Source organism: Deltaproteobacteria bacterium, from assembly GCA_020848745.1.
In the GTDB taxonomy this organism is placed as follows: domain Bacteria; phylum Desulfobacterota; class Binatia; order UTPRO1; family UTPRO1; genus UTPRO1.
Genome location: JADLHM010000111.1, coordinates 1 through 15,125, shown reverse-complemented (window position 1 = coordinate 15,125; position 15,125 = coordinate 1). Strand labels below are relative to the sequence as shown.

Here is a 15,125-nt window from a genome sequence, read left to right as displayed (position 1 = left end):
CACTATCTACGAGTCTTCCATGTGCGAGCTGCTCGGCATGAACTGCAACGTGCCGACCGACATCACCTTCTCCTTCGCGGGTTTTCGACAGCGTGGCGGCCGCACGGGGCCGCATCAGGACGGCTGGGGAATCGCCTTCTACGAGGGCAAGGGCGCGCGCCTGTTCCACGACGTCGTGCCGTCGGTGAGGAGTGAGGTCGCGCGTCTGGTCGAGCAGTATCCCATCAAGAGCACGAACGTGATCTCGCACATCCGGCGCCGTACCCGGTCGCGCGTGTGCATCGAGAACACGCATCCGTTCCAACGCGAGCTCTGGGGCCGGACATGGGTCTTCGCGCACAACGGGTATCTAAACGGGATCAAGCGCAAGTCCCTGCGATTCTACGCGCCGATCGGCACGACCGATTCCGAGCACGCGTTCTGTTACATCCTCGACGTCATCCGCGGTCGCTTCCGCGAGCCGCCGCCCCCGGCGAAGCTGCGCCGGCTGATCGCGTCGCTCGCCGACGAGATCGCCGCCTACGGCCGGTTCAACTTTCTGATGTGCGACGCGCGCCATCTCTACGCGTACTGCACGAACAAACTCTGCTGGATCCAACGCCGCGCGCCGTTTTCACGCGCCGCGCTCGTCGACGCCGACCTCGAGGTCGACTTCAGCCAGCACACGACGCCACGCGACAAGGTCGTGGTCGTCGCGACCCGGCCGCTCACGCACAACGAGACGTGGCACCAGTGCGGCGCGGCGGATCTCTGCGTGTTCGGCAACGGCGAGCCGATTCGCCTCGGAGGTTGCGATGTCTGACACGCGGACGCTCGCCGGTCGGGTGTGCGTGCTCGCCGGCGGCAGCGGTGGGATCGGCGCGGCGCTCGCGCGCGCGCTCCACGCCGAGGGCGCGCCGCTCGTGATCGGCTATCGGCGCGCGCGCGAGCGCGCCGAGGCACTGGCCGCCGACCTGCGCGCCACCGGTGCGGCCGTGGTCGCGACGGTCGGCGGCGATCTCGCGGAGGAAGCGACGCGCGACGCGCTCTTGGCGGCGGCGCGCGGGCTCGGCGAACCGTACGGGCTCGTCGTGCTCGCCGGCGATCCGGCGCGGCCCGCGCGCGGCGTCGCGACCCAGACGGAAATCGAGTCGTCGCTGCGCGACAACTACGTCGGGCCGATGCTGCTCGCGCGGAGCTTCGCGACTGCGTGCGCCGCGTGCGCCGGCGGCGGCGCGATCGTGCTCTTCTCGACCATGCAGGGCGTGGCGCTCTTCGAAGGCAGCCTCGGCTATGCCGGTCCCAAGGCCGCGCTGATCCACGGCGCGCGCCTCCTCGCGAAGGAGGTCGGCGGGCCGGCCGATGTGCGGGTCAACGTCGTCGCGCCCGGGGTGACCGCCGCGGGCATGGCCGAGGCCAGCATCCGCGCCGGCAAGTACGATCGCTTCGTCAGCGGCGGCGCGATCCGTCGCTTCGGTCGCCCGGAGGACGTCGTCCGCGCCGTTCGATTCTTCCTCGAGCCCGACAACTACGTGACCGGGCAGGTGCTCACCGTCGACGGCGGGCTCACGCTCCGTCGCGACGTCCTCGGCTGCTGAGCGGGGCGCGGTTCATCAGGCGCCGGCCGCTTCCATGACCGGCGCGAAGATCTCGATGTCGGACGGGAACACCATCGACGCCTTGCCCGTGTCCCAGTCGACCATGACGAGATCGCGTCCGAGGTTCTCCAGGCCGTAGCGGATCGTGCCGCACGTGTGACGATCGATGGCACCGCCCGGATGCGCGATCGGCCGGACGTTTTGGCAGCGACTGCCGGTGAACAGCCGATTGATCATCGCTCGATCCTCCTGCGCCACCGCCGGGAGCAAGGGACGTGCCGTCATGCCGGATGCGAAGACACCTCCGCAGAAGCCTTGGAAAGTGGCGAGACGCGCCGCGACGGGTCGGCGTCGCGGCGATGACGGTGTGCCGCGCCAGTGATCATCTCCGAAGGGCGGTGCCCAGTCGGGCGCCGGTCCGTGCCCCTTGATTGAGCGCCTTTCGCGGCTTCGCTAGGATCCGCCGCGCCCTGCACGCCGGCTCGATCCGCATGTGCAGTGTCATGTTACCGAGGAGGGTTCCCATCCTTGCCTGATGCCGATTCCGCAGGACCGTTCGCCGCCGCCGACGCGCTCACGTGGGTTCAGCAGCGCTGGCGGTGGATCCTCGTGCTGGCGCTCGTCTTGTTCCTGACGTGGCGCTTCCCGGGCCGACGACCCGAGGAGAACGGGCGGTACGTGCTGGTGAAGGACGACGTGCCCTGCCAGGTCCAGCCGGAGGACGAGGACGGACGGCGGTGGTGCTACGTCGTACTCGACACGCGCACCGGGAAGCTCGAGGAGCGCCTGCGAACGATGGAAACGTCGAAGCGCAAGTGAACCGGGCCGCGCGGCGAAGCCCCGTGTCCGATCTCGCAACGCGGCGACGCGTGTGCTACGAGCCTCGATCTCCCCGGAACGGTCGCATAGCTCAGCTGGTTAGAGCGCCTGCTTCACACGCAGGAGGTCCCAGGTTCGATCCCTGGTGCGACCACTCCTCTGCCGCGGAGCCGAGGTCGGATCAAAGGCGCGCGCCGCGCGGTTCGGAAGGCGATGGCGACCCGTGATAGGTCCGCTCGCGCGTGCAGGACGATCCAGACGCGTGCGTCCTGCCGGGCGCGGATCGGCGTTCCGTCGCCGCGCTCGGCGTGGTCGCCACGCTCGGGCTCGCGGCGCTCGTCGCGTCGCTCGATCGCTGGATTCCCCTCGATGAGGCGATCTGGCGATGGATCCTGCTCGTGCGGGGATGCGGCGCCGACGTGCTCGTCGAGCGGGCCGTCGAGGCGGCGACCCACGGGCTCGCGATCCTGCTCGCGATCGTTTCGGTTCTGCATCTCCGTGCCGGCGGAGCGCGCTCCGCGTGGCCGTGGCTCGCGACGTGGGTCCTCGGGCTCCTCGCGAGCAAGACGCTGAAGCACGTCTTCACGCGCGATCGGCCGAGCGCGCTCCCGGACCTCACCATCGGTTACAGCTTCCCGAGCGCGCACGTCATGAACGGCCTGCTCGCGGCCGTCGCCGTCGCGGGGCTCGCCTGGGGGTTCCGTCATCGCGCACGCTGGTGCGCGGCTGCTGCTGCGGCGGTTGCGATCGTGATCGCCGGCCGCGTGCTCCTCGGACGCCATTGGGCCACGGACGTCCTCGGCGGCGTGCTCGCCGCCGGCATCCTCGCGGGCTTCGCGGCGCCGGCCATCGCGCGGCGGCCCGTCGCCGCACCGCTCGTTCTCGGTGCCGTCGTCGTCGCGGTTCTCGGGCTCGACGCGCGCCTCGGCGAGAGCGGGTTTCGCTTGCCGTCGCCGCTCGTCGCGCGTCGTGCCGCCTTCGTCGACGTGGACGTCGGACCCGAGATGACGAGCCCGCGGCGCGGCGCGTGGCGCGCGGCGGGGCTCGAGCGACCGTTCGGCTCGTATCTCTGGCTCGAAGGCGAGGCGTCGCTCATGCTGCCGGTCGATCCTGGCGACGTCGCCGCGGCGTCGGCTACGTCGCTCGTGTTCGCTGCCCGGCCGGAGAAGCGGCGCGGGTCCTGTCTCCGCCTCGACGTCAGTCTCAACGGGCGCGCGATCGCTGAGCTCGTGCCGTTCGTCGGCTGGCGCGAGTACCGCCTGCCGATTCCCGCCGGCGTCCTCCGCGTCGGTGACAACGAGCTCTCGTTCGTCGCTCGCCGACCGACCGGCGCCGCGCGGTTCGCCGTGACGTACGCACGGCTCGCGGGGGCGCCTTCAGCCGCCGAGTAGGCGCCGCGCGAGGGTGGCGCCGGCGAACCCGGCCGCGAGACACCCGCACAGCGTCACCCCGACGTTCGCGAGCGCCCGCCCCCAGAGCGCCTGCTGCAAGCTCACCACCGTCTCGTGGTTGAACGCCGAATACGTGGTGAAGCCGCCGAGGACGCCGGTCGTCAACACCACCCGCAGCGTCGGGTCGATCGCGTCGGGGACCGCGCTCGCGTAGGCGGCGAGCGCCGATATGAGGAACGACCCGAGCACGTTGACGACGATCGTGCCGTACGGAAACTGGACGCCGAAGACCATGCCGATGCCGCTCGACAGCGCGAAGCGAGCACCGGTGCCGGCGGCGCCGGCTACACAGACGAGCACGAACTCCCTCATGGCGAGAGCGCGAGGCGTGCCACATCGCGGCGTGGGACACCAGCCCTGCGGCCGCCGCGTCTCCGCCGCAGCGCGTATCTCGCCGTCGATCTCGGTCTACGAGGTCGACGGCATCGCCGCCGCGGCCGTGTTCCGCGCCGAGGAGCGGCGGCGCCGCCGGCCGAGCGGCGTCACCCGCCTATGCGACGTCCGCAGCTGGCGCACCGGGATGCCCGGCATGGTTCCCACTTGACTCCGGCGCCACGACAACAGACCGCGCTGGAGGTACCCCGGCTCGATGCCGAGCGCCTCGCACACGTTGCGGAACGAGAAGGGGAAGTCCGAGCGGGACTCGCTCCGGATCCACCGCTCCGCTTCCGCCGAGCCGGACGTGTTGCGGCGTTGCAGCTGGATGACCGCGTCGAGCAGCACGGCGAACAGCAACCGCCGCTCCGGTGTGTCCGAGGTGCGCGCCGCGAGACGGTCGAAGTACTGCTCAGGCAGGAGGACATCCGGCACGGAGACATCGAATAGGGGTCGCGTGGCTTCCGCGGCGTTCGCGAGCATGGTCGATTCTCGGAGAAGCAACGTTTGTGCCGCCGCGTCGCCGACCGCGAAGTCCGCGGCGTGCGGAGAAGATGAAGGAGTGTCGCAATTTCGCGCGACGCCAGGCCGACAAGCGGTCGTACGAAGATGTGCGGCGAAACAGGGACGGCCGACAATGTCTTGCACGGACGCGCACCGAGTTGCCGCAAGCGGAAGCTACGGAGACCGACAAGGCGGCGGAACGAGGCACCGCCAAGGGTGAGTCGAAGCGCATGAGCGTCGGGCTCGGGCGGCGATCGTATGGTATAGGCGCCGGATGAAGGGGGCGCAGGCGGGTCGGGTGGCGGCTCTCGGGTACGTGCTGCAAGGCGACGTGGCGCCCTCGCTCGGCGTCGCGACCGATCGCTACCTGCTCGGCACCCTCGGACGACGTGCCCGGCCCGGAGTCTTGCGGATCTACGCGTTTCCCGGGGACGTTCTCGCCGTCGGCCGCTGGCACCTCGCGCCGCCCTCCGCGACGGAGCTCGGGGAGGCGTTCGTCCGTAGGATCACGGGCGGCCGGGCGCTCGCTCTCGGTGAAGGGTATCTCGGGCTTTCGCTCTTGTTGCCGCACCGATCGGCGCTGGTCGCCGACGACCCCCTCGCGCTCGCCGCCTTCCAGGTGCCGAACCGGTACGTGCGAGGGCTCATGCGGGCCCTGAAGCAGCTCGGGCTTCCGGCGTTCTACCCCGGGCGGGACCTCGTGACGGTGAACCGCCGGCCCATCGCCGCCGTGAGCTTCGAGACCGACGACGAAGGGCGCCTCCTCTTCGAGGCGATCCTCGCGGTCGACCGCCCGTTGAGCGCGGTGGCTCAGCTCCTCGACCGATGGGACACGGCGGGCGTCATCAAGGCGGACCTCCTGGCGCTCGAAGGCGGCACGAGTCTGCGCGAGGAGATCGGCGAGACGGCGCCCATCGACGAGCTCGGAGGTCTCTTGCGCGAGTCGTTCGCGGAGCAGTTCGGCGTGGTGATCGCGCCCGAGCCGCTCTCCGCGCTCGAGACGCAAGCGGTGGCGGCGCTGGCGGCGCGCGAAGGGCGGGGCTGGACGGCCGAGCGCCGGCCCCGCCCGGAGCTCCCGCTCGTCGGTACCTCCGGCATCCAGACGGGCGTCCTGGAAGCGCATTTCGCGCTCGAGCAGGGACGCTTCCTCAAGGAGGTCTGTCTCGCCGGCGACTTCATCGCCGACTCGCCCGCGATCGCCGCGCTGGAGTATCGCCTGCGCCTCTGTCCCGCGGAGCGTGGCGCGATCGCGCGCGTCGTCGACGCGGTGTTCGCCGACCCGATGCACTACATGCTCGGCGCCGGCCCGCTCCGCGTCGTCGCGGACACCATCATTCGAGGGTTGCCCGCGTGAGCGCGCCCGTGCGTCCGCTCGCTCTCGCCGTGGACGATCCATGCGCGCGCCGCGCCGCGCTCGAGCGTCTCCGTGCCTCGGGCGACGAGCTCGATGCGGCGCTCGTCGATACCGTGGTGGATTGCCTCGCCGTGCCGGTGAAGTCCGTGCAGCGGCTCGCCGCCGACCTGCTGTCCCGTCTGCCGACCGCACGTCGCGCGCCGGCGGTCGCTCGCCTCACGGCGGCGCTCGCCACGGGCGACGTCCATGCGCGCTGGGGCGCGGCATATGCACTCGGTCGGCTGGACGTCGCCGAGCCGGCGATGATCACGCCGCTCGTCGACGCCCTCGGCGGGTGGGACGGCGACCGTCGGTGGGCGGCCGCCGCGGCCCTCGTGCGATGCGCCCGGGTGCGTCGCGACCTCGTGATCCCGGCGCTCGTGGCGGCGGCGGACGACGCCGACGACACGCGCCGCACGATGGCGCTCTACGCCCTCCGCGACGCCGCACCGGCGCACGCGGCGACGCGCGCGGCGGCCCTCCGCGGGCTCGAGGACGCCGCCGTCGGGGTGCGCTTCGCCGCGCTCGCCGCGCTCGTCCGTATCGAGCCGGCGGCGACGGAGGCATGTCCGCGCGTGCTCGCGCTCGCGCGCACCGACGCCAACGGCGGCGTCCGGCGCGCGGCGCTCTGCGCGCTCGGCAACGTCGGGCGCGGTGTCAGCGCCGCCGTCGACGCGATCGCGGCCGCCGAGGCGTCCGACGATCCGCTGTGGCGACGAGCCGCGGCGCTCGCGCGCCGCCGCCTCGCGGGGTAGCCGTCGCGCGCCAGAGGTGCGCGTGCGTGGGCACGATGCGCACCACCGGATGGTCGTCGCCCGCGAGCGGCATCGCGCGATACTGCGGGTAGCGGGCCCGCAGCGCGCGCAGCGCGCGGGCGCGCTCCCGCTCCTCCATGACGACGGCGGCGGAGCCGCGCACGAGCAGGAACGCGAGCGCGCTCCAGTCCTCGCTCCAGTCGTCGACCACGAAGGCCACCGACGGATTCCCCGCGATGTTCCGCATCCGTGCGAGCGCGCGGCCCGTGCGCGTCTTCGGCTTGGCGTCGATCACGAAGTAGACGTTCGCCCCGCTCGCCGCGTAGCAGAAGGGGACGACGTGCGGGACGCCGCCGGCGTCCACCGTCGCGAGGCGCGCGACGCGATGGCGGGCGAGGAACGCGCGCGCCGCGCGATCAAGCCCCGCCGGCACCCTTGGACTCGACGACCGGCGCGACCGCCGGTCCGTCCGCGACGAGCGCCGCGGCCCACGACACCTCGTCCTCGAGCCGGGTCTCGCCGACCCACTCGGCGCGCGCCTCGGCGTGAAACGCCTGCGCCATGCCCTGATAACGCGGCGAGAAGTGGAACACCTCGAGCCGGCGCACTCCCGCCGCCCGGGCGAGGAACCCCGCCTGCCGCGCCGTCAGGTGATGGCGCTTCTCGGCCTCGTCGCGGTCGACGTCGAGGAAGCGCGCTTCGCAGTAGAATACGTCGGCCGCGCGCGCGAGCCCGACGACGCGCGCGGCGCTCGTCGGCTCGAACAACGTGTCGACGACGTACGCGATGCGCTGACCGGGATGGTCGTCGACGAGCTCGCGGCGGAGCGTGCCCGCGTCGATCGCGATCGGCGCGCCGGTCGAGGGAATGACGATCGGCGCGTCGTCGTCGCCGGCGCGGATCGCCTCCTTCAGGCGCGAGAGCCACGGTCCGGGACGGAAGCCGCGTGCCTGGAGCGCGCCGGTGCGGACGTTCAAGTGGCGCGGTTCGACGGCGGCGAACCCGAGGCACGGGATCCGGTGATCGAGCGTCGCGGTCTCGACGCGAAAGTCCGGCGTCGTCACGAGCCCGCCCGGCGCGCACCGCTCGTCCGGCAGCGGCTCGCGCGCGAAGCCCGACGCCGCCCGGAAGCTCGCGCGCGCGAGATGCGCGTCGTGGCGCTCGACGACGCTCAGGCGGAAGAGATAGCTCTCGGTGAGGTTCCAGGTGTAGCCCGCGAGCTTGCCCGCGACGTTGTCGATGAGGCCGGGCGGTCCGCACACGGTGAGCTCGCGGTCGCGTGGGAGCGTGAGACGCAGCAGCTGATCGAACCCCATGAAGTGATCCATGTGGGTGTGGGACACGAACACGTGGGAGAGGCGGAGGCAGTTGGCGGCGTTCAGCCGATCGAGGCGACCGAGATCGAAGAGGAGCGCGTCTCCCTGCCAGCGCAGCGCGACGTAGAGCGCGCAGTCCTGGAACGGGCCGTTGACGAGCGCGGGGCGGAAGCTCGACTTCATGCGGGGCGTTCCGGCGTCGCGCGGTTTCGGCGACGCCGCGGGTGGCGTACTGTGCCGCTCAGCGCGCGCGGCGCCGGCCGTTCCTGGCGGCCGAGCCGGATGCTTCGTAGGCGTCGAGGCCTTCGTTCAACAGGGCGAGGACGAGTTGGCGCATGCGGATGTCGAGCGCGCGCGCGACGTCGCGGATCTCGTTCATGGTCTTGCCGGGAAGACGGACCGCGAGCAGCGAAGTCTCGGTGGCCGCTCGCTGCTTCAAGTCGGCGAGCTTGAGCTTTCGTTCTTTCATGCTGGACCTCGCTCGGGTGTTCGCTGCGCCTGTCGCCGACGCGCGCGCGATGGGCACTCTCGAAGGCGGAGAGCTCGCGACGAGCGGGCCTACACCTACGAATTTGGAATTGGGTGGTCAAGGGTGTTCGCCATTCGCGATCGCGACGCGGACGCGCGTGGCGCGATGATGCCGGTCAGCCCGGCGGCCAGGCGAGCGCGCGACCGCCGATCACGTGCAGATGGAGATGAAACACGCTCTGTCCGGCGCCCGCGCCGCAGTTCACGGCGAGCCGGAAGTCGCGCCGCCCGTCCGCGTGCGCGACCGTGACCGCGACCCGATGCAGGTGACCGACGAGCGCGTCGTCCTCGGGGGTCAGATCGGCGAGCGTCGCGATGTGCTTGCGCGGCACGACCAGGACGTGCGTCGGGCCCGCCGGGTTGATGTCGCGGAACGCCACCGCGCGGTCGTCCTCGTACACGCGATCGGCCCTTGCCTCGCCGGATGCGATTCGACAGAAGAGGCAATCGGCCATGGCCGCCCGCTTAACGGGTTTGACCGGCCGTCGCAAGGCGAGATCGTCGAGACGACGCGATGGACTTCGCTCTCACGCCCGAGCAGACGATTCTGCAACGCACCGCGCGCGCGGCGCTCGCCGCCGTCGCCCCGATGACGCATGTGCGGGCGATGATGGCGGACGCGCGCGGCACGACCGACGCCGTGTGGCGTCGGCTCGTCGAGCTCGGCTGGCTCGGGATGGCGTTCGCCGAGGACGACGGCGGCGCCGGGCTCGGCCTCGCCGAGCTCGCCATCGTGCTCGCGGAGACGGGGCGTGTCGCGCTGCCGGGCCCGTTCCTCGCCACGGTGATCGGCGGGCGCGCGATCGTCCACGGCGGCGACGCCGCGCAGCGCCGCCGGTGGCTGCCGGCGATCTGCGACGGCAGCCGCATCGCGACGCTCGCCTTTCTCGAGAGCGCCGGCCGCTGGCGGTTCGACGACGTGACCGCCGTGGCGCGTCCGGACGGCGGCGGCTTCGTGCTCGCGGGCACGAAGCTCTTCGTTCCCGACGCGCAGGTCGCGGATCTCGTCGTGTGCGCGCTGCGCCGCGCCGACGACGGCGAGCCGATCCTCGTCGTCGTCGAGCGGGACGCGGCGCGCGTGCGGCCGCAGCCGAGCGTCGACGGCACGCGCAAGATCTGCCGGCTCGATCTCGACGGCGTGCGGGTCGCCGCGGACGCCGTGCTCGCCGGTGACGCCGTGGGGGCGATCGCGGCCGTGCTGGACGAGGCAAGGGTCGCGCTCGCCGCCGACATGGCGGGAGGCGCGGAGCGGGTCCTCGAGATGACCGTCGAGCACGTGAAGACGCGACGCCAGTTCGATCAGCCGATCGGCGCGTTCCAGGCCGTGCAGCACGCGTGCGCGGACATGATGGTCGCGGTCGAGTGCGCGAAGGCGGCGGCGACGTACGCCGCCTGGGCCGTCGATCAGCGCGCCGACGACGCCACCGTCGCCGCCGCCACCGCGAAGGCCACCGCCGGCGAGGCCTACCGGCAGGTGACCGCCAAGGCGATCCAGCTCCACGGCGGCATCGGCTTCACCTGGGAGCACGACCTCCACGTCTACTACAAGCGCGCGATGTCGGGTGAGGTCAGCTTCGGCGACGCCGTCGCGAGCCGCGAACTCGTGGCGGAGCGTCTCGGGCTGTAGGCGCTACGCGCGGAGGGCGACGATCGCTTCGCCGGGCGTCGTCTTCTTGCCGTCGTCGTTCTCGGTCCAGATCTCGATCGCGACCAGGCGTTCGCCGTCGTCCTCCCACTTGCGCTTCACGGCGCCGCGGCAGACGAACTCGCGGTCGGGAAAATCCATGCCGCGGTACTGGCACGAGATCTTCTTGATGCGGCCGGCGTGTCCGAGCCAGTTCGAGACCAGCTCGCCGAGCGCCGCGTACTTGAACCGCCCGTGCACGATGATCGACCCGAGCTGCTTCGACTGCGGAAACTGGAAGTCGTGATGCAGCGGATTGAAATCGCCGGAGCCGGCCGAGTACTTCACGAGCTGCGTGACGCCCGGCTTCTTCGTGAGCTCGGGCAGCACGTCGCCTTCGGTGATCGCTTCCCACGTGAGCGCCATGGTCGACCTCAATAGTAGATCGCTTGCGCGGTCTGCGCCGCGACGACCGTGCCGTCCTGGTTCGTGTAGGTCGTCTTCTGGGTCGTGATCAGCATCTTCCCGAGCGCTTTGCTCTCGCGCACCTCGAGGTTCTCGAGGCGGCTCACGGCGGTCAGCGTGTCGCCGGCGCAGACGTCGGCGAAGTATTCGGTCTCGGTGCCGCCGTCGAGGAGTCCCCGGAGGCCGTGCTTCACGCTCGGTTGCCCCTCGGCCGGTACGCTGAAGATCTCGTGCGACCGCCCCGGGATGAACACCGGCGTGCCGAGGTACGTCGGGGGCGCCGGGAGGCTGCGATAGCCCGCGCGCTTCGCCGCCGCCACGTCGAAATACACCGGGTCGGTGTAGCCGACGCCGCGCGCGAACGCGCGCACGCTCGTCGTCGTGACTTCGTAGGTCCATGGCGGCGACGCGCCGCCGATCGCTCGCCGCATCTCGTCCGTGAGCTCGAATTCCTTGGCCATGGCGGGTGCATTAGACCACGCGCGCCCCTCGAGCCAGCGCGGTTGACGCTCGGAAGACCGGCCCATAGAGAAACGGCCCCATGGCCATCATCCGCAAACAACACGGTCACTTCCTGGAAGACTTCGAGCCGGGATCGCTGCTCCGCCACAAGGGCGGCAAGACCATCACCGAGGGGCTCTTCGCGATCTTCACCGACTTCTCGATGACCGCGAATCCGCTCGCCAAGAGCCGGCGCTACGCGCGAGCCTACGGCTACCGCGACCTGGTCGTGCCGCCGGGCATCGTCATGGCGGTCGTCTTCAGCCAGAGCGTCGAGGACGTCTCCGAGAACGCGCGCGCCAACCTCGAGTACATCGACATGCGCTTCGGCGTGCCGGTGTGCGTCGGCGACACGCTCGAAGCGGAGACCCTCGTGCTCGGCGTGAAGGGCTCGTCGAAGGACCCGACGCTCGGCGTCGTGCACGTGCAGACCACGGGGCGCAACCAGAACGGCGAGGTCGTGCTGACGTTCCAGCGCAAGGTGCAGGTCTGGAAGAAGGACGCGAACGCCACGCTCGCGACGGGTGAGGCGGCGCCGCGCGACGTCCAGGCCGGCCTCACCATCCCCGCCTACGACCCGAGCCGGAAAGAGCTCACGCACTTTTCGAGCCCCGACACGTATTTCGAGGACTTCGCCGTCGGGGACGTCTACGAGCACACGCGCGGCCGCGTCGTCACGACCGATCACATCATGCTGACCGGCATCCTCGACAACACCTCGCAGGTGCACTGCAACCAGTGGATGGTCACGGAGAACCCCGACAAGTACGTCGGCGGGCAGCTCATCGTGTTCGGCGGCCTGCCGTTCAATCTCTGCCTCGGCATCGCGTCGGCCGACATCGCCGACAACGCGCTCGCCGACGTGCGCTACGTGACCGGCAAGCACACGGCGCCGATCTTCGCGGGCGACACCGTGTTCGCCGCGACCGAGATCCGCGAGAAGCGCGACTTCCCCGGGCGGCCCGACCTCGGCGTCCTGGCCTCGACGCTGCGCGGCCACAAGTTCCGCAAGAAGGACGGCCGGGTCGAGAAGATCGAGATCTTCTACCTCGAGCTGGAGCAGGCGCTGAAGCGGCGCAGCCACTACGCGTGACGCGCGGACGATCATGAAGGCGATCCTGGTCGCGGCCGACGGCTCCGGGAACATGGCGTGGGGCGACGCGCCGTCGCCGAGTCCCGGTGCGAACGAGGTCCTCGTCGACGTCCACGCGAGCGCGGTCAATCGCGCCGACCTGCTGCAGCGCCGCGGCTTCTATCCGCCGCCGGCCGGCGAGTCGGAGGTCCTCGGGCTCGAGGCCGCGGGTGTGGTCGCCGCGGCCGGCTCCGCCGTCACGCGCGTCCGCGTCGGAGATCGCGTGTGCTGTCTGCTCGCGGGCGGCGGCTACGCCGAGCAGGTCGTCGTCCACGAGGCGATGGCGCTGCCGATCCCGGACGCAATGGACTTCGTGCGGGCGGCGGCGATTCCGGAGGCGTTCTACACCGCCTTCGTGAACATCGTGCAGGAGGCGAGCCTGGCGCCGGGCGAGCGCGTGCTCATCCACGCCGGAGCGAGCGGCGTCGGCACGGCGGCGATCCAGCTCGTGAAGGCACGCGGTGGCGTCGTGTACGTGACCGCCGGCAGCGACGACAAGATCGCGCGTTGCCTGGAACTCGGCGCCGAGGCCGGCATCAACTACAAGACCGAGAGCTTCCCCGAGCGGGTCGCCGCGCTCACCGGCAAGGAAGGCGTCGACGTGATCCTCGACTGCGTCGGCGGATCGTACCTCGAGGGCAACGTGGCGAGCCTCCGGTCGCGAGGCCGCCTCGTCGTCATCGGGCTCATGGGCGGCACCAGGGCGGAGGTGAACCTCGGGCTCCTCGTGTCGCGGCGCCTGCGCATCGTCGGCTCGGTGCTCCGGACGCGCTCGCTCGCCGAGAAGGTCGCCATCACCGACGCGTTCCGGACCGACGTGTGGCCCCTGTTCGCGAACGGCGCGTTGCGGCCGATCGTCGACCGGTCCTACCCTATCGCAGATGCCGCAGCCGCGCATGACTACGTGGCTGCCAACCGGAACTTCGGCAAGGTCGTCCTCGCGATCCGCGGCTGAGCGCGGGCGGCGCGGATCGCCGCGCGACCGCGTGGCTGCGTCGACCCGGACCGGGGTCTCGCGCCGGCGTCGGAAGAAATTCCGGAAGAAATTTCCTTGACGTCCGTTCGCAAGATCGGCTAGCTCCCAGGCAAGGGCAAGTGCCGCCTACCCGGCCCGCCAATCCTACGACACCGAAAGGACTCCACATGATCTTCCGATCAATCGGCGCGACCGTTGCCGTCGCCGCCGCGATTGTCACCGCGCTCGCCGTGTCTCCCGCTGCGGCCGCCACGCTCAAGGTCGACGACGACGGCGTGCAGTGCCCGGGCGCCTACCCCACCCTCCAGGCGGCCGTGGCCGCCGCGGCCGCCGGCGACAAGATCAAGGTGTGCCCGGGCTCCTACGGCGGGCAGGTCACGATCAGCGTGCCGCTCAAGATCTTCGGCAAGGCTCCGAAGCCGAAGACCTGCAACACCCTGGCCCCCCTCGACCCGACCCTGCACAGCATCTTCACGCCTCCGGGGGTTCCCGGCCTCGGCGGCATCGGCATCGACGTCCTCGCGGACGCCGTCACCATCCAAGGCATGGTCTTCACCGGCGCCGGTGAGACGGCGGTCCGCACCGACCCCGCCAACGTGAAGTTCTCGCTCAAGAACAGCGTCTTCACGTCGAACGCCAACGGCGTGTACTTCCACTCGGCCGTCGGATCGAAGAGCTCGGTCAAGGGCAATTGCTTCCACCAGAACGGCACCGGCGTCCGCACGGGCTACGGCCTGCGGGACGCGTCGATCGCGAAGAACTACTTCTTCAAGAGCAACGTCGCGGCGGGCATCATCATGGATCAGCTGTCGGCCGCCACGAACGACCGCATCAAGATCACCGGCAATCGGTCCGAATCCGACGTGACCTTCGCGGTGATCCTTGGCACCCTCGACTCGTCGTTCTCCAAGAACAAGGTCAACAGCGATGGGACGACCGGCACCGCGGTCTTCGTCGGCGGCAAGAACACCAATCTCGTGATCACCGGGAACACGGTGACGAACGCCGGGACCCGCGCCATTCGCTTCAACACCCAGTTCTTCCCGGGCTTCCCGCCGGGCGGCGCGAGCACGGGCGTAACGGTGACCAAGAACGTCATCGACAAAGCCGGATCACACGGGATCGCGGTCGACTCGGGCGCCGGCGAGTCCGCGCTCGTGGCTTCGACCATCGTGAAGAACACCGTGACGGACAGCGGTCAGGACGGCGCCGGCGACGGCATCCGGATCGTCGACTTCATGGCGATGGGCGCGAACGGCGGCAACACGGTCGAGGACAACGAGGTCTCGGGGAGCTTCAACCACGACTGCCACGACACCACGACCGGGGCCGGGACGGCGGGTACGGCGAGCACCTGGGTGGGCAACACGGCGACCACCCACAACGTGGCAAACCTCTGCTTCACCGGCGCCGCGAACGGCGTCGCCGACTGACCTGTAAACTCGAACGCCCGCGAGAGCCGCCGTGCTCTCGCGGGCGTCGCGACGCTAGGCCCGGCTCTCCGTCGCGCCGAAGCGACGCCTGGGCTTTTCCTAGCCCGCATTTCTCACCAGGTCCCTGCTGCGAGCGTCAATCGCACGCTACCTCAGGCCGTACTCGCGCCTCGCTCCTCAACGGACTGTCCAGTCCGCCTGCGTCGCTCGGCGCTCCGTTCGGCCCGATCTGGCGCACGCTTGACGCTCTCGCGACGTGGACCTGGTGAGAAATGC

The 15,125-nt window shown here is 70.8% G+C and carries 19 protein-coding genes and 1 tRNA gene; 11 read left to right on the top strand and 9 right to left on the bottom strand.

Features of this window, described 5'->3' with window-relative positions; translation table 11 throughout:
* The first annotated feature begins 19 nt into the window (after positions 1 to 19).
* Positions 20 to 802 (top strand): class II glutamine amidotransferase, encoded by a 783-nt coding sequence (locus IT293_17370; GenBank protein ID MCC6766433.1) that lies wholly within the window; start codon positions 20 to 22, stop codon positions 800 to 802.
* On the top strand, positions 795 to 1,577 hold the full coding sequence (locus IT293_17365) for an SDR family oxidoreductase (GenBank protein MCC6766432.1): 783 nt from the start codon (positions 795 to 797) through the stop codon (positions 1,575 to 1,577). Before IT293_17370 ends, IT293_17365 begins: the two co-directional genes overlap by 8 nt.
* Before the next feature lie 15 nt (positions 1,578 to 1,592).
* Here the strand turns inward: IT293_17365 and IT293_17360 are convergent, their stop codons facing one another.
* Positions 1,593 to 1,814 (bottom strand): hypothetical protein, encoded by a 222-nt coding sequence (locus IT293_17360; GenBank protein ID MCC6766431.1) that lies wholly within the window; start codon positions 1,812 to 1,814, stop codon positions 1,593 to 1,595.
* 291 nt (positions 1,815 to 2,105) lie between these two features.
* Between IT293_17360 and IT293_17355 the strand changes: the two genes are divergently transcribed.
* The 3 genes from IT293_17355 to IT293_17345 all read left to right on the top strand — a co-directional run bounded on the left by IT293_17355 (position 2,106) and on the right by IT293_17345 (position 3,787).
* Entirely contained in the window at positions 2,106 to 2,396 is a 291-nt protein-coding gene (locus IT293_17355; protein MCC6766430.1) for a hypothetical protein, read from the top strand.
* Between the two features lie 80 nt (positions 2,397 to 2,476).
* Positions 2,477 to 2,550, top strand: a tRNA-Val gene (locus IT293_17350).
* A gap of 88 nt (positions 2,551 to 2,638) precedes the next feature.
* Complete coding sequence (locus tag IT293_17345; protein MCC6766429.1) at positions 2,639 to 3,787, top strand: phosphatase PAP2 family protein; 1,149 nt, start codon at positions 2,639 to 2,641, stop codon at positions 3,785 to 3,787.
* Here IT293_17345 and IT293_17340 read toward each other — a convergent pair.
* Both IT293_17340 and IT293_17335 read right to left on the bottom strand, forming a co-directional pair.
* Positions 3,773 to 4,159, bottom strand: a complete 387-nt coding sequence (locus IT293_17340) for a CrcB family protein (GenBank protein MCC6766428.1) — start codon at positions 4,157 to 4,159, stop codon at positions 3,773 to 3,775. The genes IT293_17345 and IT293_17340 overlap by 15 nt on opposite strands.
* A 96-nt stretch (positions 4,160 to 4,255) precedes the next feature.
* Positions 4,256 to 4,657 (bottom strand): hypothetical protein, encoded by a 402-nt coding sequence (locus tag IT293_17335; GenBank protein ID MCC6766427.1) that lies wholly within the window; start codon positions 4,655 to 4,657, stop codon positions 4,256 to 4,258.
* A 343-nt stretch (positions 4,658 to 5,000) separates the two neighbouring features.
* Here IT293_17335 and IT293_17330 point away from each other — a divergent pair, with 343 nt between their 5' ends.
* Both IT293_17330 and IT293_17325 read left to right on the top strand, forming a co-directional pair.
* Entirely contained in the window at positions 5,001 to 6,080 is a 1,080-nt protein-coding gene (locus IT293_17330; GenBank protein ID MCC6766426.1) for a lipoate--protein ligase family protein, read from the top strand.
* Positions 6,077 to 6,874, top strand: a complete 798-nt coding sequence (locus IT293_17325; protein ID MCC6766425.1) for a hypothetical protein — start codon at positions 6,077 to 6,079, stop codon at positions 6,872 to 6,874. The genes IT293_17330 and IT293_17325 overlap by 4 nt, the downstream gene beginning before the upstream one ends.
* On the opposite strand, the gene IT293_17320 is transcribed toward IT293_17325, so the two are convergent.
* From IT293_17320 to IT293_17305, 4 genes are all read right to left on the bottom strand, one after another.
* Positions 6,777 to 7,307, bottom strand: coding sequence for a TIGR03668 family PPOX class F420-dependent oxidoreductase (locus tag IT293_17320; GenBank protein ID MCC6766424.1), 531 nt, complete (start codon positions 7,305 to 7,307; stop codon positions 6,777 to 6,779). The two genes, IT293_17325 and IT293_17320, sit on opposite strands and share 98 nt — an antisense overlap.
* The gene (locus IT293_17315) at positions 7,291 to 8,373 is read right to left on the bottom strand and encodes a ribonuclease Z (GenBank protein MCC6766423.1); all 1,083 of its coding nucleotides are present in this window, start codon (positions 8,371 to 8,373) and stop codon (positions 7,291 to 7,293) included. The genes IT293_17320 and IT293_17315 overlap by 17 nt, the downstream gene beginning before the upstream one ends.
* A gap of 58 nt (positions 8,374 to 8,431) precedes the next feature.
* Positions 8,432 to 8,659 (bottom strand): hypothetical protein, encoded by a 228-nt coding sequence (locus IT293_17310; GenBank protein ID MCC6766422.1) that lies wholly within the window; start codon positions 8,657 to 8,659, stop codon positions 8,432 to 8,434.
* A 175-nt stretch (positions 8,660 to 8,834) separates the two neighbouring features.
* The gene (locus tag IT293_17305) at positions 8,835 to 9,173 is read right to left on the bottom strand and encodes a histidine triad nucleotide-binding protein (GenBank protein ID MCC6766421.1); all 339 of its coding nucleotides are present in this window, start codon (positions 9,171 to 9,173) and stop codon (positions 8,835 to 8,837) included.
* A gap of 59 nt (positions 9,174 to 9,232) precedes the next feature.
* On the opposite strand from IT293_17305, the gene IT293_17300 reads away from it, so the two are divergent.
* Positions 9,233 to 10,345: an acyl-CoA dehydrogenase family protein gene (locus tag IT293_17300; GenBank protein ID MCC6766420.1), complete on the top strand. Its 1,113-nt coding sequence runs from the start codon at positions 9,233 to 9,235 to the stop codon at positions 10,343 to 10,345.
* A 3-nt stretch (positions 10,346 to 10,348) separates the two neighbouring features.
* Here IT293_17300 and IT293_17295 read toward each other — a convergent pair whose 3' ends face one another.
* Complete coding sequence (locus tag IT293_17295) at positions 10,349 to 10,768, bottom strand: hypothetical protein (GenBank protein MCC6766419.1); 420 nt, start codon at positions 10,766 to 10,768, stop codon at positions 10,349 to 10,351.
* 8 nt (positions 10,769 to 10,776) lie between these two features.
* Positions 10,777 to 11,268, bottom strand: coding sequence for a MaoC family dehydratase N-terminal domain-containing protein (locus IT293_17290; GenBank protein MCC6766418.1), 492 nt, complete (start codon positions 11,266 to 11,268; stop codon positions 10,777 to 10,779).
* 80 nt (positions 11,269 to 11,348) lie between these two features.
* Here IT293_17290 and IT293_17285 point away from each other — a divergent pair, with 80 nt between their 5' ends.
* From IT293_17285 to IT293_17275, 3 genes are all read left to right on the top strand, one after another.
* On the top strand, positions 11,349 to 12,401 hold the full coding sequence (locus tag IT293_17285) for a MaoC family dehydratase (GenBank protein ID MCC6766417.1): 1,053 nt from the start codon (positions 11,349 to 11,351) through the stop codon (positions 12,399 to 12,401).
* Between the two features lie 13 nt (positions 12,402 to 12,414).
* Positions 12,415 to 13,395, top strand: coding sequence for an NAD(P)H-quinone oxidoreductase (locus IT293_17280; protein ID MCC6766416.1), 981 nt, complete (start codon positions 12,415 to 12,417; stop codon positions 13,393 to 13,395).
* Positions 13,396 to 13,583: 188 nt separating this feature from the next.
* Entirely contained in the window at positions 13,584 to 14,849 is a 1,266-nt protein-coding gene (locus IT293_17275; protein ID MCC6766415.1) for a right-handed parallel beta-helix repeat-containing protein, read from the top strand.
* Positions 14,850 to 15,125: the final 276 nt, after the last annotated feature.